This window comes from Leptospira kanakyensis, from assembly GCF_004769235.1.
GTDB classification, from domain to species: Bacteria; Spirochaetota; Leptospiria; order Leptospirales; family Leptospiraceae; genus Leptospira_A; species Leptospira_A kanakyensis.
In genome coordinates this window covers 1-17,062 of sequence record NZ_RQFG01000012.1, presented here as the reverse complement: position 1 = coordinate 17,062, position 17,062 = coordinate 1, and the positions used below count along the sequence as shown (strand labels likewise).

Sequence of the window (17,062 nt, the reverse complement as noted above, 5' to 3'; positions counted from 1 at the left end):
GGATATCTTGATTCAGCTATTGATATCCAGCTTGTTGTAATCGAAAAAGTTTTTCATATTTCCCTTTATTGATTAAAAGTTCTTCATGGCTTCCCCATTCCGTTTTTTTTCCTTGTTCAAGAACTAAAATTTGATCTGCCATTCGTACAGTTGAAAAACGATGAGAGATAAGGATTACTGTTTTTCCTTGTGTATGTTCTCTGAAATGTTCAAAGACTTTCATTTCTGCTTCTGCATCAATGGCGGAAGTAGGTTCATCTAAAATTAAGATGTCTGCAGAGGATCTCATAAACGCACGAGAAAGAGCGACCTTTTGCCATTGTCCTCCTGAGAGTTCACGTCCATCTTTAAACCATTTTCCGAGTCTTGTTTCGTATCCGTTTTCCAAATTTGTTACAAATTCGTGCGCCATGCCTAATTTTGCGGCAGGAATCCATTCTGCTTCGGATTGAATTTTTTGTACATCACCCATTCCAATATTTTCTCCCACTTTGAATTGATACTGAACAAAGTTTTGGAAAATGACTCCGAACCTTTTTCGTAAAGTTTCCTCATCCCAATCTTCTAAATTGATTCCATCTAAATAAATTTTACCGGATGTAGGTGAATACAAACGTGTTAAAAGTTTGATAAGAGTTGTTTTACCGGATCCGTTTTCTCCTACGATAGCAAGTTTTTCTTCTGGTTTTAATTCAAAACTAACATTAGATAAAGAAGGTTGTTTGGAACCAGGATATAAAAAAGAAACTGAATCAAAAACAATTCCTAGTCTTTGGTGATTTCCTTTTGCTGTTCCATACTGCTTGAGGATTGGTAAATCCAAAAATTCTCTGAGGTTTTCTATGTACAAGTGATCTTCGTAGATTCCGCCAAAGGCAGAGAGTGCGTTGGAAAAAGTATTTTGTCCTTGTCTAAAAATCACAAGATACATTGTCATTTCGCCCAAAGAAATTTTATTTAACAAAGCAAGGCATACAATCCAAACATAGGATCCATAAAATGCAAATTGACTTAGTAGTCCAAGAAGGAAACTGAATACTCCTTTGTAGACCGTTAGTTTTTTGTCCTCTTTATAAATTCTTTGAAAGTTGTTTTTATATCGATTTAAGAATTCTTTCCCTAAGTTAAATAATAAAATTTCTTTAGCATTATCTTCTCTTGCCATCAATGTTTCTAAATAAACTTGTTCTCTTGTTTCTTTTGCCTTCCACCGGAACAATCGAAAACTATTGTTTGAGAATTTTGTTTCTGCAATGAAAGAAGGGATGGCCGCAATTACTAATATAAAAGAAGCGAGTGGGGATAGTTTTACCAGGAGTCCAAAAAAACTAACTATGGTAACTGAGGATTGGACAATCGTAAAAAATCTCGTAACCATTGATAATGGTTTGGAAGAAGCCTCTGTCCTTGCCTGTGTCATTTTGTCGTAAGTTTCTGAATCTTCAAAATGAGTGAGTTCTAAACGAATGGCTTTAGAAAGAATCCGTTCATTCACTTCTTGCCCTAAACGAATGCGAAGTAATGTATAAGAGATATTATAAAATTTTTGTGAACCAAAAAAGAGGATGGTTAAGAAACCTTCAGCGTATACTAATCGAACCGCATCCGATTGTAATAAATCTATCCAATTGTTTGAATGTGATTCCGCGATCAAAATGGAATCAATGATCAGTTTTCCAATCCATACAAGTATTGAAGGAAATAAACCATTGATTATGGTTAAAATAGAAATTTGTAAGGTTAAAAGTGGAGAACTTTTGTAAGCTAAATCAAAGGCAATTCGCGAAGTTTTCAAAATCCTTAAAAAGGTATTGGCCATACCTGTTAGATTGTTTTTCCCATTTGTTTTCGATACAATTTTTTGTTTTGAATTGATCTCAGATAGTCGAATTCATGATTGCAATATCCCTTTCTAGCAGAAAGTTTGATTTTTATATATGGCAAAAGATCGTTTGGATAAAGTTCTAGGGAATTCTGGTCTAGGCTCTCGCTCCGATGTAAAAAAAGAGATCCATCAGGGGTTGGTCAAAGTCAATGGGGTGGTGATCAAAGATCCTGGTTTTAAAGTTTCTCTTGCAGATGAAGTTATTTATTACGAAGAAAAACTCACAAGAAAGGAGTTCTATTATTTTATGATGAACAAAGCTCCTGATTGTATTACTGCAACAGAAGATCCTCGTGAAAAAACGGTGATGGATTATCTAAGTGAAAGGCATAGGAATATGAACTTATTTCCCGTAGGTCGTTTAGATAAAGAAACGGAAGGATTGTTGTTATTTACAACTGATGGAACACTTGCTCATTATTATACATCTCCCAAACACTTTGTAGAAAAAGAGTATTATGCGGAAATTTCTGAATCAGTGACAAACGAAGACATCATCAATTTTGAACAAGGTATTGTTTTGGACGATGGTTATAAAACATTACCTGCAAGACTTGCCATTCCCAATTCAGAAACTCCCAATGTCGTTACGGTTTGGTTGAAAGAAGGAAAATACAGACAAATCAGAAGGATGTTTCAAAGTTTGGGAAAAGAAGTTGTTTATTTGAAACGAGTGAAAATGGGAAATATAAAATTAGATCCTGCACTATCCCTTGGAACCTATCGGGAGTTAACCGAGGATGAGGAAATTCTTCTAAAACAAAAAACTCCGATCATTCAATAAACCTTTCAATTTTATTGAAGAATGCCTCAGGAGCTTTTCTTGGACGAGATTTAGAAAGAGATACGAATAGTTGTTCATCTTTCATACTCGCTAGTAAGTTCCCGTTCAAATCAACGATGTCTTGTCGAAAGTAAAAACGAATTTTTTCAAAACTTTCAATCCAACTTAGAATTTTCACATGTGATCCAGGTTCCAGTTGTTTGTGGATTAAAATTTCTCCACCCATAAAGAATGTAGTGGCATCTGTTTCTTGGATTAAACTTAAATCTACGATTTCTTTAAAAAATAAAAATCGACCTTCTTCGAAAATTTTCCATATCGCATCCGAAGGTAAATTCCAAAAACAGTTCATATCGCTAAAAGGAATATAATAATCATGTTCCACTGTGTTTTGTTTGGTGGGTTTAGGATGGATAGTAAACTTGTGAGGAGTGACGTTGATTTCTGGAATTTTTAAAATTTGAATGATTTTGTCATCTTGAACCAAACTAGATGTTGTTTCTAATTCGCAGGCCTTTTTTCCATTTGGGCCAAAAATGTTTTGTTTCCACAATAGAAGGCCTGTATCCATTCGGAAAACTTCCGATTCTACTGTCACCTCTGAATCGGCAAATTGTTGGTCTAAAAACCTAACATAGGTTGATCCTGGAAGATAACGAACATTTGAGTTTAACATTTGTTCTATGGAATATCCAAATTCCTTTAAAACATCGCATCTCGCATCGTAACCAAATTTTTCGTAGGTTCTACTGGTGACATGACGGTTCCAGTCTAAATCGAAATTGCGGGTAATTAAGTTTTTCCGAAAAATTTGACTCATTCCACCTTTTTCTTCATTCTAAATTAGCGGTAAAGAAGAATTCAACCTATACCATTCTTTTCGAAATCATTTGCATATTATCTGTTTAGATTTTTTGAACAAGAAAATATGTTTCCATAATTCCTTTCCCTTTGACTGGAATTTCTCTTTTTTCTTCAAACTTGAATTTGTTTTTTAGTTTTTCAAAAACATCCTTGGATACGTGAATCTTTCCTTCAGCTCCATGTGATTCCATCCGACTTGCTGTATTAACACTATCACCCCATAGATCATAAATAAATTTACTTTTGCCAATGACACCAGCAACTACGGGACCTGTATGAATCCCAATTCGGATTTTGAAATTTTTAGAATCGTCAGTGATTCCTTTTTTAATTGAAGTTAACATATCTAAAGCACATAACGCAACCGCTTCGCAATGATCCGCTCTGGATTCAGGAATTCCTGATGCCACCATATAAGCATCACCAATAGTTTTTATTTTTTCAAGATTGCGATTTTTGATAATTGTATCAAATTCCGAAAATATATCATTCAAAAGAGAAACAATCTTTTCAGGTTCCATTGTTTGTGACACAACGGTGAAATCAACGATATCGGCAAATAGGATTGTTGCTTCATTTGTTTTGTCAGCAATGATTTCATTTTTGGATTTGAGTCTATTTGCAATTGTTGGAGGTAGAATGTTTAGAAGTAGACTTTCTGACTTTTGATGTTCTATTTCAAGTAGATCTTGTGCTTTATGTAAGGTTTTGTAATTATATAGAGTTACAATGTATACAAGGATACAGAGAGCAACTAAAGTAATTAACCTTCCAAGTTGGAAAAATTCAGGTGGAGCTTGGATGATTGGCCCTTTGTTTGTTAAATATACTTCAACAGCGATAAAAAGAATGAGCGCAGATAGAGAAACTCGCGAAATATATTTAAGTTGTTCTGGTGGAAAGGTATAAAAAGCCATAATGCTGATAAGAAGCAGAAATAGGTGATTGTCTGACTCTCTACCTGCTTGCAAAGAATTAAAAACAACACAAACCATTGCGGTATATGAAAAAAATAGTTTTGCGAAGGTATACCAACCTCTGTGATTAAAATATAAAACAAATAACCAAATTGCGGGAAAAAATATGGAATTGTAAATGATATATTGGCTGGACGGGTAGTAAGGCAGAAGTGAAGGAATGATGGAGAATAACCATATACCTACGATAATAGCAAGAGCATTCGTTAAACGAATGAACTTTGCATCCTTTTCATACGTTGTTTCCGTAACTCCAATGTTTAGAATAGTTGTCCAAATTTTTCCGATAAATTTCATTGCAGGAATAAAACCTGAATTTTAAGTTTCAGTCAATAAGAAAATGAATTTGAGTTTCTATTTGGATAAACTAAATAAGTTTCGAATCGAATCTAAATTCCCGTCTTTTTCAGTCAGTTCTGCGAAGTAGAGTTTTTGCCAGTTTTGTGTCTCTACCCCCTGTTTGTTGTTTGGTTTGTCCCACGATGGATAAACACGAAATCCGCGTTTGCCTTCATATTTACCTCTTAGGATTCCTTTTTCATTTAATATTTGTTTTGTGAAAACAAAATAACCAATTCTATTTTTTTGGTTTGCTGAAATCAGATAAATGTCCGTATTGTCTTTGTTATCGAACGGTTCCGTTACACCCAATTTGTTCCTTTTCCATAGCGTTACGAATAATCCAATTTTTTTTGGAGTGATTTTTGCTTTACGAAACCTTATTTTAATGTTTTGAACATGGAAATGACAGGCATCATACGCATCACTATCTGGTTCCAGCAAAACATTTGTCAGAGGTAATCCTAATCTATCAAATAACTTCTCTTTGGTGCTTATTAAAAAAAGTGGAATACTTTCTGTTTTATTTACTTTTTTAGTCATTTTGATTGGTAATGTTAGATATTTTAGTGCGATACAAATTTTAGTCCAACTACCGATAAAACGAGGGTAGATAGGAAAAAAAGTCGCCAGAATTCAATGGGTTCTTTGAAAAATAAAATACCAATAAGCACAGTTCCTGCTGCACCAATTCCTGTCCAGACCGCATAACTCGTACCAATAGGCAATTCTTTCGTTACTATAATGAGTAATACCATGCTAATGGTTAAAGAGATAAAAAATCCTAAATACCATAGATAAACTTCCTTTCCTGTAGTTTCTTTTGCCTTTCCTAGGCAAAACGCAAACATTACTTCAAAAAGGCCAGCAACCAATAACAAAATCCAGTTCATACCCGCTTCCTAAAGGATACATTCTCGTTTCTATCTTCCAATGTAAATCTTATATAAAACAAATCCTTAAAGAAACTAACCTATATACCCGGCCCCTTTCTTTTACCAAACTTCTTTTAATTTCAAAAAAAATACTTTCGGACAGTAGTTATTTCTATAAAAAATATTAAATCAAATGGTTTAATATTTGACTAAAAAAATAAATTTGATTTACTCAACCAAATGGTTGAATTGAGAAAAAAAGAACAAGTTTTAGATCGGGTATTTGCCGCTTTGGCAGACCATTCGAGAAGGCAAATGTTGATTCGCCTTCGTAAGGGATCGCTGAGTATTACCGAATTAGCAGAACCCTTTACAATGTCTTTTGCAGGTGTTGCGAAACATATCGAAGTGCTCACTGACGCGGAACTTATAAGGAAAATTCGTGCTCCCGAGGATGGGCGTAGTTTTCGTCTCGAATTACAAAACCAAACTCTTTTAGAGGCAACCAATTGGATTAAGTATCATCAAGAGTTTTGGACAAACAAACTGGCAAGGCTCGAATCATTTTTAGAGGAAAAAGAGAATGGATCGAAAAATTCTAAAAGTCGAAAAAAGAATTAGTGCAGATCCAACAAAACTTTTTAGAGCCTGGCTAAACGCTAAAGATTTTTCTCTTTGGTTTTTGTCTGGAGAAGGTATTGGCATTGAATCCGTCACAATGGATCCGAGGCCAGGTGGTAGATTTTTAATCAATATGGAACTGGATGGCAAAATCCTTCCACATTCTGGCGAATACATTACTATCGACGAACCGCATAAGTTGGTATTTACTTGGCGCTCTCATGCGACGGAAAACCGAGATACACTTGTTACAGTTACTTTTGAAGAAGAAAAGGATTCCAAACATGAAACAAAAAAAAGTAGCAAACAAAAAACGACAACCTTAGTCACGTTGATTCATGAAGACCTTAGCAGTGATCTTCAAATTAAAATGCATAACCATGGTTGGACAAGTATCCTCGATAGTTTGAGTCATTGGATGGAATCAATTTTAGAGTAATTTTTAAAAATATAATAGATAAAAAAGAAAATTAAGGAGAATTGTATGAACGGGATTTACCATAAAGTAGGAATTAGGGCTGGAGAAAAGGATGTCATGGATGCACTTACCACAAAAATTGGGCTAAGCAATTGGTGGACTAGGGAAGTAAATGGAAGTTTTGTTACTGGTGTTTCTTCTGTAGGTGAATCGATTCAGTTTGGATTTGGACATGGAAATGAGATTGAAATGAAAGTTCAAAAATTGGAGCCAAAACAATTGTTATGGGAATGTAATGCTGGACCTGAGGATTGGATAGGTTCTCATATCGATTTTCAATTGAGTTCTGGTAAAACTCCAAATGGAGAAAAAATGACAATTCTGTATTTTCGTCACCGGGATTGGAGAGAGGAAAACGAGTTTACTGCTCATTGTAGTATGAAATGGGCAACTTTTCTACTCAGTCTCCGTGACTTTATCGAACATGGTGTTGGTCGGCCGTCACCAGATGATATTAAGATCGATGATATGAATTGAATCAATTACAGAAGGGTTGTTATGAACTCTTCTGTATCTATTGAAAAGATATATTTTATTTCTTTTCTATTAAAGAAACGAGAAAATAATCCAATGCAAAACTAGTCTTCTATTCAATCCGAAATAAGCTAATCCACTGATTTTTTCTATGCCATGCAATTAGACCGGAACTCAAAACCAAGAACAGTATCATTATAAAAGGTGCTGATCCAATCTGATATTGTAAAAAACCCAAATAGAAAATGATATTAACTATGATTGGTGTAAGAATTAATATACCGAGGATTGTTGTTTTTGGAAAAAGAATGAGGATGCCTCCACCGATTTCAAAAAAGCCAACCAATTTCCATAGGTATCCAGTCGTTATGAGTGCAGCGATAAAATTAGCAGCACCAGGGGTCATCGGAGGAGTTGGCATAAAGGCGTAAAACTTACTACTTCCGAATAGAATAAAAACAATACCCAACAACATTCTAATACAAAAATCAATTCGATTCATTGATTTCTCCTTATTTATTTGTCTAGACAAGTAAAAGAAGGGCTATGTTTTGTCAAATTTATTTGTCTGGACAAATAAATTGGTTTATTAGAATGAATATAAAGATATGTTTTTATTGGATGATCAAATTGGATTTAATTTAAATCGAGTTTCACTTCTTTTTAGAAGAGAACTGATTCGTTGTCTTAGGGAGTTTTATCTGACACCAGAACAGTGGCAGGTATTGGCGATGTTGTGGCAAAAGGAAGTGCTTAGTCAAAAACAAATCATTGAATTAACATTACAAGATGCACCATCTGCATCTAAAATGATCAGTCGTATGGAGGGAACTGGGCTCATTCAAATTGAGATTTCAAAGTTGGATAAAAGGTCAACGTTGATTCGTCTTTCTGCCAAAGGAAAATCTTTGGAAAAAATTTTGCCAAAAAAAATCCTAAATCACTTTGAACCAATATTAAGTTCGATGTCGGAGAAAAATAGAAAAAGCTTTTTAGTTCTATTGAAACAATTCAGAAGAATTTTTGGTGATGATATCAAAAAGTAAACTATTTACCTAGTATCATCCAAATAACGTTTGTTCATAATCTAGATCTTCAGTGATTATTTCATTTGACTGAAACTGCGTTATTAGTTTCTGTAAATCAAAGTCATTTGTTATTTTAGAATTTAACCATTGGTTTTGATTTTCTCTTTGGATCACAACTGGTTGTCTGTGTTTGTTATCTCCAGAGTTATGGATTTCCGCTGTTTTTTCATTGGCTACTTGTGTGATGATTGTAACCCAATTCTGCATGCCGTCTGATTTTGATCCAAAGATTCCAGCAAAGTAAGAGTTTTTATCTTTAAATTCAATTTTAAATTTATGTTTTTTACCATTTGGTTGCATTTGCCATTCAAAATAAGCTGTTACTGGAATTAAACATCGATTGTCTGAATATTTTTTCCAAAAGGATGAGGAAAGTATATGTTCAGATTGAGTGGTTGTGATTAAGCGATCTTTGGCAAAAGATTGTTTTGTTCCCCATGTTCCAGAACAAAGTGAGGTTTTGTTGTTTATTTGTCGTAGGAACCAAAAAGTATCATTCGGTTTTATCGCGAGCCCAGTTTGAGAATATTTATCATATGTTTCTTTATAGTTAGCATCAGTAACTGAAAAATTTTCCCATCGGTTTTGATGTTCTTCAATAGCAATCAACCTATTTATGAATAAATTTGACATAGTTTTTTTACACGCGAAGAGAACCTCGAAACCCTCTAACTGCATAATACGATTCTGCACCATTGTGGTATATGAACACAGCTCCGTAACGGAAGTCAGCAAATAATGCCCCACCCAGATCCCTAATATTAGAAGGGGTTAATATCCAACTAGATGTTTTTGAATCGAAGGTTCCTAGTTTTTGTAACTCTTTGTATTCCGCTTCTGTTAATAATTGAATCCCCATTGCAGTTGCCATTTCTAAGGCACTACTTTTGGGTTTATTTTCTTTTCTTGAATCCAAGGCTTTCCGATCATAACAAATACTTCTTCTCTCTTTTGGGGTTTCAGGAGAACAATCGAAGAAAATATATTCATCCTTTTTTTTATCATAACCCACAACATCAGGTTCCCCTCCTGTTTTTTCCATTTCATAGAGAGACCATAACTTGTCTGGATTGGTTTCTAATTTACTTTGAATTTTTTTCCATTCCATATCGGGATGCCGGTTTTTGTTTTTATCAAAACGAATTTTTAACTCTACTAAGATTTCTTCAGATTGTTTAGGAGATAGTTTTCTTTTATTATTCATCGGTTTCAATCCCTTCGTAGATATCTATAAAGTGAAATCAGAAATAGAAATTGATTTCACTTGGGAAACTATAGTTAAATTTAAATCGCCGTCACTTCCTTTCTGCAAAAAATATGGTCGCTTTCAATGAATTTGAACTCATTTAGCTTGGATTTATTGTCGACAATTTGTCTTTAGTCGTTTCTCGAGGTTTTTATGGTCGTAAATGTTTTTCTTTGGTTCTCCGAGGGTCTAGTTATGTTCTATGTCATATGATAGTTAAGTAACATTGTTTCTATGGAGATACCAGTCCTATCTTCTCTTTTTAAATTTTAGTAAAGATATTATTTCACCAGTTTCGCTTTCGCCTTGGTATTTTTACATTTTGACTTAATTTAGATTCTTTTGGCATTTGACAAAGGGCATTGACCATAAAATAGTAACCATAACTATCAATACATATCTTGACGCCTAAGTTTCAATCTTTCTGCCTCAGGACTTCTATCACATAGATGAACCATAGTAAGGAGACACTTGTATGATTTTTCTTTTGTCTTGCCAAATTTTCGTGTAAAATTTGTTATTCCGGATTCAAAGTTTGCTGATGAAAGGATGGATGTGATTAGTGCCCATTTATAGATTTTCATTTTTTACTATAGTTGATTTAATTATTCTATGAAATGAGTAATATCAAAATCTTCTTTTTTGTATTATTCGTCGATTTTTTCAAAACATCTCCTGGATTTTTTTAAACTTCTGATGATCCTTGTATTTTTAGCGTTTAGTCTTTCGTTTGATGAATTAATAAGTGATATACCTAATCACCCTTTTTCTTTTCTGGCTTATTTGCTTAAATTTCGTATAACTTACTATACTTATAATTATACTATCAATGAGCCCGAGCTTGACGATATGGATTGGTCACTAGACGTGCGCAGGCAATGGGAGTAAGAGAAGCCTATGCTTCGGAGACAGAGCGAGGTAGTGAGTGTCGAAGTGAAGCGGTTAGTCGCTGTTATCTGCAGTTGGGTTAGTTAATTAGGCCGATAGTTTAAGAGTTTTTATGGAGTCTAATTTACTCTTTAATTTTTCTTTTTTCTCTCTAATCTCTAGATCGGTTTGTAAATTTATCCAAAATTTTTCAGACATTCCAAAAAACTTAGATAATCTTAATGACATATCTACAGTTATTTTTCTCTTCCCATGTAATATGTCTAAAATAGTTGAAGTAGACACATGGAGTTCCTTAGATAATTTATAAGGAGTGATTTGCATAGGTTCAAGAAATTCTTCTTTTAAAATTTCAGCGACAGTTGGAGTCGGGATTCTGTTATTTTTCATAGTTTATTTAAATCCTTTAATGATAATCAACAATAGATACTTGATTACAGTTTCCTTGCTCAAATTTAAAAATGATACGCCACTGATCATTGATTCTAATTGAATAGAATCCATTCAAATCGCCTTTTAAGCTTTCCAATCTGTTTGAAGGAGGAGATTTCAAGTCATCTTCTTTCTCCGTGTTATCTAGTAAAATTAGTTTAATAAGAGCTTTCTTTTGAATTTCCGGTGGAATCCTTTTTGAAAAGATTTGGTTAAATATTTTTTCTGTTTCTTTATCTCCGAAAGAAAGAATCACATCTACTATATCTCTACTGCAGATATAGTAGTCAATCTTTTTATTTTTAAGCTTTCACAAAGATTTAACCCAATTGCAGATAACGAACTAGACTAACCGACGTAGGCTGACCCTGAGTCCCGGAACGGGACGTTAGGGACTGGCCACGACACTTGCGGATGCAAGGGGAGTGCCAGAAGCCTATGTGTCGCAGACCAAGCGAGGGCGTAAGTCCCGAAGCGCAGCGTTTACATGCTGTTATACGACGGTCAGCGTTCTAGTTAATCCAGTTTTCGATTTTAAGGTCTTTGATTCTCTTAAATTCTTTTTCATTGTTTGTGACTAGTATTATCTCATTTGCGATAGCTTGTGCAGCAATGAATAAGTCATAAGGGCCGATAATTTCTCCCTTTTTTTCTAGTTTTGTTCTTATTGATCCAGCTATAGAAGCAGATTCTGAGTCGAAAGGAATGATGTTTAGATATCCTAGAAATTCATTAAGAGTTTTTTGATTTTGTTCTGATTTTTGACTTTTTTCAACTCCATATTTTAGTTCAAACTCAGAAATTGATGAGATAAAAATATTATCTAGGCTTATCTTTTTAAATTTCTGATAAACAACTTCAGGTTTTTGATTTATAATATAAATGCAAATATTTGTATCTAACAAATACTTATTCATATTGAATTTCGCTTATCAAAAGTTTTCGGTTGATTTCTTTCAATGTTAAAATCATCAGAAAAATCGTTGAGTGATTTCCATAATCTATCAACAGCATCATCGATCGGAGATATGATGACACAATTCCCGTCTTTTCTGATGTAGACCTCTTTTCCTTTGAATCGAAATTCTTTTGGAAGTCTAACAGCTTGACTATCACCGTTTTTAAATAATTTAGCACGATTCATATATACATTTTAGTATATATATTTTGGGATTGTCAAGTCTTAAATATTTAGATATTTCTTAAGTTTTGCTGACGTTCTGAAGGATAGATTTGTTGACTGTCGTATAACGAACTAGGCTAATCGACGTTCCTCGTAGCTGAGCCTACGGAGTAGGCGTTAGCGTCGGCGCGTCTTCTTGCGGAGCGAGAAGCGTGACGGAAGGGAATTTGCCGCAGGCCGAGTGAGGCCTTGTGCCGAAACGTAGCTGGAAGACGCTGTTATGCGCTTTGCCATTGTATTTGTATAATATGTTTTTATAGTTTAAAGTAAGGGCGGTAATATCCAGTTCCTAGTTTAAGAGTTTCTTCAAATAATGATTTTAGTTCAGCTACATTAAAAGATAAACTAGTAGTATCGTTTATACTAACTATACGTTTTATAAATTCGTTTAGATTATCAGGCCTTTTTTTTGCTGATTCCAACAATCGTATTGAGTTTTTATCTCCGATTGTATATTGCTCGTTGATAGCAAAGAGAGAATCTATTATATTTTTCAAAGCTCGAGAAATACATCCAGTGGTATTGTAGTAATCATTTTTTTTTGCAAATTTTTCAGCTTGCCAAAGTGTAAATTCTGCTGACCATAAAGATTTTTGAATAATTGCTTCTTTAAGTTTTACAGGATACTGATTAACTTCCTTTTTTAAATTTTCAATGATTTTTTCCGGATCGTATAATGGAACACAATAGAAAGTCTCTGCTAAATAAATAACCGAAGAAAATCCATATGGAGGTTGTTGTTCGTAATCATTTTCTATAATTCCTTCCTTGCATTTTTCTATGGTTGCGGCTATTTGTTGAATATTTTTATATAGAATGTCTAATTCACCTTCAGCTGTATTAATCCAAGCGCCTCCATTAACCCAATTCCCCCATTGATAAAATCCAGTAACGGTAAGGGAATCGTCAATTTGATATTTTTTTGCAAGAATCTTTACCTGTTCAATTTCGAAGGGTGAAGATTCACTGTAATAAATTCCAATGTCTAGATCGGAATTTTCATTTGCCATATCGATGCAATACGAACCACCAAGCACAATTGCTTTTATGTTTTTAATGAGCTTTAAGTCATTTGTTACAGCATTTAGCATTTTCAGTTTATTTTCTGGTATATTCAAATTTTTTTGTTCCTAAACGATTTTCGTTAGTTTCAAAGTTGGCATTGCGCATAACGAATTAGTCTACTCGACGTTTCCCGACCCTGAGTCCCGTCGGGACGTTAGGGACTGGCATGTAGCTTGCGTATGCGAGCGAATGCCAGAAGGGAAATGTGGCGTAGCCCGAGCAAGGCCGTAGTGCCGAAGCGAAGTGAGTAGACAATGTTATACGACGTGACAATTAGAATACGGTAGAAGCAGAGATATAGAATCCTCTGATAATCTCTTTTCCATTTGAGAATTTAGTATTTTGTTGCTGAATTGTTTTGGACTCCGAAGAGGCATAGTAAATTGAATCACCTAAGTTTTCGTATTTAAAATATGCATAATTGTAGTTATACCCGAATGCAAGATTGTAATTTTCGAGGAAATTATATTTTAAAGAAACATTTGCTTCATAACCTTGAAATACCCCAATAGTTTTTCCATTGTCTTTTACAGTTTCAATATAGGAAAAATTATCGAAAGAATAATAATATTGTGCAGAATAATTGTAAGTTCTTCTACCTTGAGTATGATACAAGTCCAATCCTAAATTGATTGAAAGTTGATCAGTCAGAGGAATTTTAGATTTCATAACAATTTGTGGTCCGTGAGCTATTATTTTTTCCTCAAGTGAATAATTTTGAACTGACGCGTTTCTTAATCTGTCAATTTTCCGTATTCCAAGACCAAATGAGAAATATTCGTTTAGCTGTTGTGAAGGAAAAAAGAGAAAATTTAATTTAAAATCACTTCTTTCATTGTTTGTAAGATAATTTTTAAATCTTCTGATTTGGGGATTAGTATAAATCTCGCTATCAAAATTTGCTCTTTCTAGCTGAATTTTTGTATATTCGAATTCAACAGCAAATCCTTTTTCTAAATTTTTATAAATGAAGAAGAACGGTGTAATAGTTTTCGAATTATTTCTTAAATTATGGACATTTACCAGCCAAATTGGTATAGCATCAGAAACTGATCTACTATAATCAAAAGGAATGAATTCAGCTTTTTGTGCCTTGATTCCAGTTTCTATAGTTGGTTTTGTCGACTGCGAAATTAATGCAGAGTTTAAAAGAATTAGTATTAAGATTGTTGTTTTTATAATTTTTTTCATTTTAATGATTCAGTTTTTGTCATGTCGTATAACGAACTAGTGGAGACGACGTTCCCTGACCCTGAGTCCCGTTAACGGGACGTTAGGGACTGGCCACGACACTTGCGCAGGCAAGGGGAGTGCCAGAAGCCTATGTGTCGGAGACCGAGCGAGGGCGCAAGTCCCGAAGCGAAGCGGTTAGTCGCTGTTATACGACGTTTTCGAGTGTAGCGAATTGGTTAAGCCACGGATGGCGTTTTCTTAGGCTCTTAATAAAACAAATTCTTCTTTGCTCTTCTTTTTTTTGGGGACAGCCTTAATCTCAACATCAAATCCGCAGGCGTGAACATAATCGACTAGTGTAGAGATTTTAATATCAGATCTAGATTCGATTCTAGAAACACTAACTTGAGAAAAACCATCTACATCAGTTTGTTTGATTCCTTGTTTTTGTCTTAGTTCAGCAAGCTTCAATTTGAAAATTTGTTTTTGAGCCTCAGCTTTTGCTTGTTCAATAATATCTTGTGAGACAAATTTAGTAAGATCAGTATCAAAACTTTTTAATTCTTTTTTTTTCTTAATCATATTACAAATCTCCCAAATATTCAGAGTATAATTCTTCAGATTTTTTGATCATGTTTGGATAAAATTTCTTAGAAGTAGCTTTATTTCCGCCAATGAGTAAAATAGCATTTCTCTTAGGATCAAAAACGAAAAATATCCTAAAGGGTCTATTTTTGCTATTAACCCTAAGTTCCTTTAAATTTTTGATTTTAGAACCGGTAATGGTATCAACATGTGGTCTTCCGAGTCTAGGCCCAAACTCCTTAAGAATTTCGATAGAAACTAAAATATCCTTTTTTGCATCATTATCTAGATCTTTTAGCCAGAGAACCATCTCTTCGGTTCTTTTTATTTCATACACTTAGAGTAATATAACGCGCAGGTAATGTTTGTCAAGAATTAAGTAATCTCTTCCTCTACCTTTTTTTCGTTCTTGCGGGCATGGACGCCCGTTCTTTTATAGATTTCTCGGAAATGTCGTATAACGAACTAGACTAACCGACGTAGGCTGGCCCTGAGTCCCGAACGGGACGTTAGGGACTGGCCACGACACTTGCGTAGGCAAGGGGAGTGCCAGAAGGGAAATGTGGCGTAGCCCGAGCGAGGCCGTAGTGCCGAAGCGAAGTGAGTAGTCGCTGTTATACGCTGGTGGCTTTTATTCTAATATATATCTTGAATTTTCGAATGAATTCTAAAGAAAGAATCCAATTCTTCATTTGAATATTGAAATTTTGGGAAAATTTCACAACTTCCCATTACTAACTCAGTAAGGGCATTATTTAGTTCTTTTTCCGAATAAAATAATCAAACATGGAAGATTATCGATTTTTACTCGGCTGGTTTATAAATCATTTAAAATCTCTAATTTTACATTTAAATTCGATTTGATCAGGATATTTTTTTTTGAATGAAAAGTTTAATCATCTTCATTCCTAATCAAATGAAACTTCCAAATTTATAATCTCAATCTAATTATTTTCTATTTTAACATCTTTTTGAAAATTTCTGCCACTTGCGTATAGCAATGAGAACCATCGCAGTTGACAGGAGGTTGCGTCGAACCCGTTTCCTTTACTACAGGGCGCAGATGAGAATCTAAGAATCTTTAGTTATTCGTCTATGTAACTCTTATAATTATCCAACTCTATTATACTATCTTTTGGAATCTTATAATACCCAGTCAAAAAATCTATTGGAAAAAATATAATTCCTGGACTACCATAATTTCCTACTAAAGAAGGATTATACATCTTTGGTATCAACAAGATATGTTCTTTATTATCTATTTTAATTACAATCGTACATTTCTTATTGGATTCAATTTTTACAATATCTGGAGATGAGAAATAAATCTTTTTCTCTCCTTCTCCACAAGAAACATGCCCATTTTTTTGTTCATTCGATCTTATATAAATTGTTGAATACTTTGGAGTTAGGACTGTTGCGCAGCTGATAGAAAAAAATATACTAAAGAATATTATTGATTTAAGCATTCTAATTTTTTCCATTCTTCTTCTTTTTTTCCTGATAAATCATTATAAGATAAAATTTCCAACATTGGTATAGGTAGAAGTAAAATTAATCCGAAATTAGTTCCCATAAAGACAGCTCCCCAGAAAGCAAATTGTAATGTAGCTATTTGAACTCCGCGAGTGGTTAAAAAATCATTTTCTAGGCTACGATATATTCGATGGCAATCAATAGAGTTATTGATTTCTTTATTTTTTATATTCGGGATACTTATACACGAGTGTAATTGTATAAAAAATAATAAAATTATGCTAAGTTTAAATTTCAATCCAAGGTTCCTCATTCTAAATATATTATTCTAAATCTCTCTTATTCGATATTTCTTAAATTTATTTTATCGTGCCATTATCAGATAAATTATAGGAAATTGTTTGAATCATCATTTATTCAAATTTAACCATAACGATTTACCTAATAGACTAAATATTATATTTTTGAAAGCGAAAAGATTGAAAGGAAATTAACGGCTTAAATCGTTGAATTTTATCTATTTTTTTTTGATGAAAATTCTAGCCACTGGCGTATAACGAATTAGCGGAGACGACGTTCCCCGACCCTGAGTCCCAACGGGACGTTAGGGACTGGCATGTAGCTTGCGT

The 17,062-nt window shown here is 33.9% G+C and carries 23 protein-coding genes; 5 read left to right on the top strand and 18 right to left on the bottom strand.

Going from position 1 to position 17,062, the window contains the following annotated elements:
• Positions 1 to 16 precede the first annotated feature (16 nt).
• Positions 17 to 1,819, bottom strand: coding sequence for an ABC transporter ATP-binding protein (locus EHQ16_RS09635; protein ID WP_135636071.1), 1,803 nt, complete (start codon positions 1,817 to 1,819; stop codon positions 17 to 19).
• Between the two features lie 118 nt (positions 1,820 to 1,937).
• On the opposite strand from EHQ16_RS09635, the gene EHQ16_RS09630 reads away from it, so the two are divergent.
• A complete protein-coding gene (locus EHQ16_RS09630; RefSeq protein WP_135636073.1) occupies positions 1,938 to 2,669 on the top strand; it encodes a pseudouridine synthase in 732 nt (243 codons plus the stop codon).
• Here the strand turns inward: EHQ16_RS09630 and EHQ16_RS09625 are convergent.
• The 4 genes from EHQ16_RS09625 to EHQ16_RS09610 form a co-directional block, all read right to left on the bottom strand.
• Positions 2,659 to 3,489 (bottom strand): acyl-[acyl-carrier-protein] thioesterase, encoded by an 831-nt coding sequence (locus EHQ16_RS09625; protein ID WP_135636075.1) that lies wholly within the window; start codon positions 3,487 to 3,489, stop codon positions 2,659 to 2,661. The two genes, EHQ16_RS09630 and EHQ16_RS09625, sit on opposite strands and share 11 nt — an antisense overlap.
• Before the next feature lie 85 nt (positions 3,490 to 3,574).
• A complete protein-coding gene (locus EHQ16_RS09620) occupies positions 3,575 to 4,807 on the bottom strand; it encodes an adenylate/guanylate cyclase domain-containing protein (protein WP_135636078.1) in 1,233 nt (410 codons plus the stop codon).
• Positions 4,808 to 4,864: 57 nt separating this feature from the next.
• Positions 4,865 to 5,392 (bottom strand): MepB family protein, encoded by a 528-nt coding sequence (locus EHQ16_RS09615; RefSeq protein WP_135636080.1) that lies wholly within the window; start codon positions 5,390 to 5,392, stop codon positions 4,865 to 4,867.
• 23 nt (positions 5,393 to 5,415) lie between these two features.
• Positions 5,416 to 5,742 carry a DMT family transporter gene (locus tag EHQ16_RS09610; protein ID WP_135636082.1) on the bottom strand — a complete coding sequence of 109 codons (327 nt, stop codon included), beginning with the start codon at positions 5,740 to 5,742 and terminating at the stop codon, positions 5,416 to 5,418.
• A gap of 222 nt (positions 5,743 to 5,964) precedes the next feature.
• Between EHQ16_RS09610 and EHQ16_RS09605 the strand changes: the two genes are divergently transcribed.
• Genes EHQ16_RS09605 through EHQ16_RS09595 form a run of 3 tightly spaced genes read left to right on the top strand, consistent with a single transcriptional unit; the run spans position 5,965 to position 7,300 of the window.
• Entirely contained in the window at positions 5,965 to 6,345 is a 381-nt protein-coding gene (locus EHQ16_RS09605; RefSeq protein ID WP_135636084.1) for an ArsR/SmtB family transcription factor, read from the top strand.
• A complete protein-coding gene (locus tag EHQ16_RS09600) occupies positions 6,308 to 6,784 on the top strand; it encodes an SRPBCC family protein (RefSeq protein WP_135636086.1) in 477 nt (158 codons plus the stop codon). The genes EHQ16_RS09605 and EHQ16_RS09600 overlap by 38 nt, the downstream gene beginning before the upstream one ends.
• Before the next feature lie 45 nt (positions 6,785 to 6,829).
• Entirely contained in the window at positions 6,830 to 7,300 is a 471-nt protein-coding gene (locus tag EHQ16_RS09595; RefSeq protein WP_135636088.1) for an SRPBCC family protein, read from the top strand.
• Between the two features lie 109 nt (positions 7,301 to 7,409).
• Here the strand turns inward: EHQ16_RS09595 and EHQ16_RS09590 are convergent, their stop codons facing one another.
• Positions 7,410 to 7,799 carry a DoxX family membrane protein gene (locus EHQ16_RS09590; RefSeq protein WP_135636090.1) on the bottom strand — a complete coding sequence of 130 codons (390 nt, stop codon included), beginning with the start codon at positions 7,797 to 7,799 and terminating at the stop codon, positions 7,410 to 7,412.
• A gap of 106 nt (positions 7,800 to 7,905) precedes the next feature.
• Between EHQ16_RS09590 and EHQ16_RS09585 the strand changes: the two genes are divergently transcribed.
• Positions 7,906 to 8,343: a MarR family winged helix-turn-helix transcriptional regulator gene (locus tag EHQ16_RS09585; RefSeq protein ID WP_135636092.1), complete on the top strand. Its 438-nt coding sequence runs from the start codon at positions 7,906 to 7,908 to the stop codon at positions 8,341 to 8,343.
• 15 nt (positions 8,344 to 8,358) lie between these two features.
• On the opposite strand, the gene EHQ16_RS09580 is transcribed toward EHQ16_RS09585, so the two are convergent.
• From EHQ16_RS09580 to EHQ16_RS09525, 12 genes are all read right to left on the bottom strand, one after another.
• Positions 8,359 to 9,018 carry an SOS response-associated peptidase family protein gene (locus tag EHQ16_RS09580; RefSeq protein WP_135636094.1) on the bottom strand — a complete coding sequence of 220 codons (660 nt, stop codon included), beginning with the start codon at positions 9,016 to 9,018 and terminating at the stop codon, positions 8,359 to 8,361.
• A 7-nt stretch (positions 9,019 to 9,025) separates the two neighbouring features.
• A complete protein-coding gene (locus tag EHQ16_RS09575; protein WP_135636097.1) occupies positions 9,026 to 9,589 on the bottom strand; it encodes a DUF4256 domain-containing protein in 564 nt (187 codons plus the stop codon).
• 1,017 nt (positions 9,590 to 10,606) lie between these two features.
• Positions 10,607 to 10,909, bottom strand: coding sequence for a HigA family addiction module antitoxin (locus EHQ16_RS09570; RefSeq protein WP_135636099.1), 303 nt, complete (start codon positions 10,907 to 10,909; stop codon positions 10,607 to 10,609).
• A 16-nt stretch (positions 10,910 to 10,925) separates the two neighbouring features.
• Complete coding sequence (locus EHQ16_RS09565) at positions 10,926 to 11,207, bottom strand: type II toxin-antitoxin system RelE/ParE family toxin (RefSeq protein WP_135636101.1); 282 nt, start codon at positions 11,205 to 11,207, stop codon at positions 10,926 to 10,928.
• A gap of 256 nt (positions 11,208 to 11,463) precedes the next feature.
• Positions 11,464 to 11,868: a type II toxin-antitoxin system tRNA(fMet)-specific endonuclease VapC gene (gene vapC / locus EHQ16_RS09560; protein ID WP_135636103.1), complete on the bottom strand. Its 405-nt coding sequence runs from the start codon at positions 11,866 to 11,868 to the stop codon at positions 11,464 to 11,466.
• Positions 11,865 to 12,095: a type II toxin-antitoxin system antitoxin VapB gene (gene vapB, locus EHQ16_RS09555; protein ID WP_100729144.1), complete on the bottom strand. Its 231-nt coding sequence runs from the start codon at positions 12,093 to 12,095 to the stop codon at positions 11,865 to 11,867. The genes vapC and vapB overlap by 4 nt, the downstream gene beginning before the upstream one ends.
• 293 nt (positions 12,096 to 12,388) lie before the next feature.
• Positions 12,389 to 13,252, bottom strand: coding sequence for a DUF4037 domain-containing protein (locus tag EHQ16_RS09550; protein WP_135636105.1), 864 nt, complete (start codon positions 13,250 to 13,252; stop codon positions 12,389 to 12,391).
• Positions 13,253 to 13,472: 220 nt separating this feature from the next.
• Positions 13,473 to 14,390 carry an LA_2444/LA_4059 family outer membrane protein gene (locus tag EHQ16_RS09545; RefSeq protein WP_135636107.1) on the bottom strand — a complete coding sequence of 306 codons (918 nt, stop codon included), beginning with the start codon at positions 14,388 to 14,390 and terminating at the stop codon, positions 13,473 to 13,475.
• A 240-nt stretch (positions 14,391 to 14,630) separates the two neighbouring features.
• The gene (locus EHQ16_RS09540) at positions 14,631 to 14,954 is read right to left on the bottom strand and encodes a helix-turn-helix domain-containing protein (protein ID WP_135636109.1); all 324 of its coding nucleotides are present in this window, start codon (positions 14,952 to 14,954) and stop codon (positions 14,631 to 14,633) included.
• A 1-nt stretch (position 14,955) separates the two neighbouring features.
• A complete protein-coding gene (locus EHQ16_RS09535) occupies positions 14,956 to 15,294 on the bottom strand; it encodes a type II toxin-antitoxin system RelE/ParE family toxin (protein WP_015677956.1) in 339 nt (112 codons plus the stop codon).
• A gap of 748 nt (positions 15,295 to 16,042) precedes the next feature.
• Complete coding sequence (locus EHQ16_RS09530) at positions 16,043 to 16,441, bottom strand: hypothetical protein (RefSeq protein ID WP_135636111.1); 399 nt, start codon at positions 16,439 to 16,441, stop codon at positions 16,043 to 16,045.
• Positions 16,411 to 16,731 carry a hypothetical protein gene (locus tag EHQ16_RS09525; protein ID WP_135636114.1) on the bottom strand — a complete coding sequence of 107 codons (321 nt, stop codon included), beginning with the start codon at positions 16,729 to 16,731 and terminating at the stop codon, positions 16,411 to 16,413. The genes EHQ16_RS09530 and EHQ16_RS09525 overlap by 31 nt, the downstream gene beginning before the upstream one ends.
• Between the last annotated feature and the right edge of the window lie 331 nt (positions 16,732 to 17,062).

Coding starts and splice junctions, on each gene's coding strand:
- EHQ16_RS09635 (WP_135636071.1), bottom strand. CDS start 1,819: ATGGCCAATACCTTTTTAAGGATTTTGAAAACTTCGCGAATTGCCTTT.
- EHQ16_RS09630 (WP_135636073.1), top strand. CDS start 1,938: ATGGCAAAAGATCGTTTGGATAAAGTTCTAGGGAATTCTGGTCTAGGC.
- EHQ16_RS09625 (WP_135636075.1), bottom strand. CDS start 3,489: ATGAGTCAAATTTTTCGGAAAAACTTAATTACCCGCAATTTCGATTTA.
- EHQ16_RS09620 (WP_135636078.1), bottom strand. CDS start 4,807: ATGAAATTTATCGGAAAAATTTGGACAACTATTCTAAACATTGGAGTT.
- EHQ16_RS09615 (WP_135636080.1), bottom strand. CDS start 5,392: ATGACTAAAAAAGTAAATAAAACAGAAAGTATTCCACTTTTTTTAATA.
- EHQ16_RS09610 (WP_135636082.1), bottom strand. CDS start 5,742: ATGAACTGGATTTTGTTATTGGTTGCTGGCCTTTTTGAAGTAATGTTT.
- EHQ16_RS09605 (WP_135636084.1), top strand. CDS start 5,965: ATGGTTGAATTGAGAAAAAAAGAACAAGTTTTAGATCGGGTATTTGCC.
- EHQ16_RS09600 (WP_135636086.1), top strand. CDS start 6,308: ATGGATCGAAAAATTCTAAAAGTCGAAAAAAGAATTAGTGCAGATCCA.
- EHQ16_RS09595 (WP_135636088.1), top strand. CDS start 6,830: ATGAACGGGATTTACCATAAAGTAGGAATTAGGGCTGGAGAAAAGGAT.
- EHQ16_RS09590 (WP_135636090.1), bottom strand. CDS start 7,799: ATGAATCGAATTGATTTTTGTATTAGAATGTTGTTGGGTATTGTTTTT.
- EHQ16_RS09585 (WP_135636092.1), top strand. CDS start 7,906: ATGTTTTTATTGGATGATCAAATTGGATTTAATTTAAATCGAGTTTCA.
- EHQ16_RS09580 (WP_135636094.1), bottom strand. CDS start 9,018: ATGTCAAATTTATTCATAAATAGGTTGATTGCTATTGAAGAACATCAA.
- EHQ16_RS09575 (WP_135636097.1), bottom strand. CDS start 9,589: ATGAATAATAAAAGAAAACTATCTCCTAAACAATCTGAAGAAATCTTA.
- EHQ16_RS09570 (WP_135636099.1), bottom strand. CDS start 10,909: ATGAAAAATAACAGAATCCCGACTCCAACTGTCGCTGAAATTTTAAAA.
- vapC (WP_135636103.1), bottom strand. CDS start 11,868: ATGAATAAGTATTTGTTAGATACAAATATTTGCATTTATATTATAAAT.
- vapB (WP_100729144.1), bottom strand. CDS start 12,095: ATGAATCGTGCTAAATTATTTAAAAACGGTGATAGTCAAGCTGTTAGA.
- EHQ16_RS09545 (WP_135636107.1), bottom strand. CDS start 14,390: ATGAAAAAAATTATAAAAACAACAATCTTAATACTAATTCTTTTAAAC.
- EHQ16_RS09540 (WP_135636109.1), bottom strand. CDS start 14,954: ATGATTAAGAAAAAAAAAGAATTAAAAAGTTTTGATACTGATCTTACT.
- EHQ16_RS09530 (WP_135636111.1), bottom strand. CDS start 16,441: ATGGAAAAAATTAGAATGCTTAAATCAATAATATTCTTTAGTATATTT.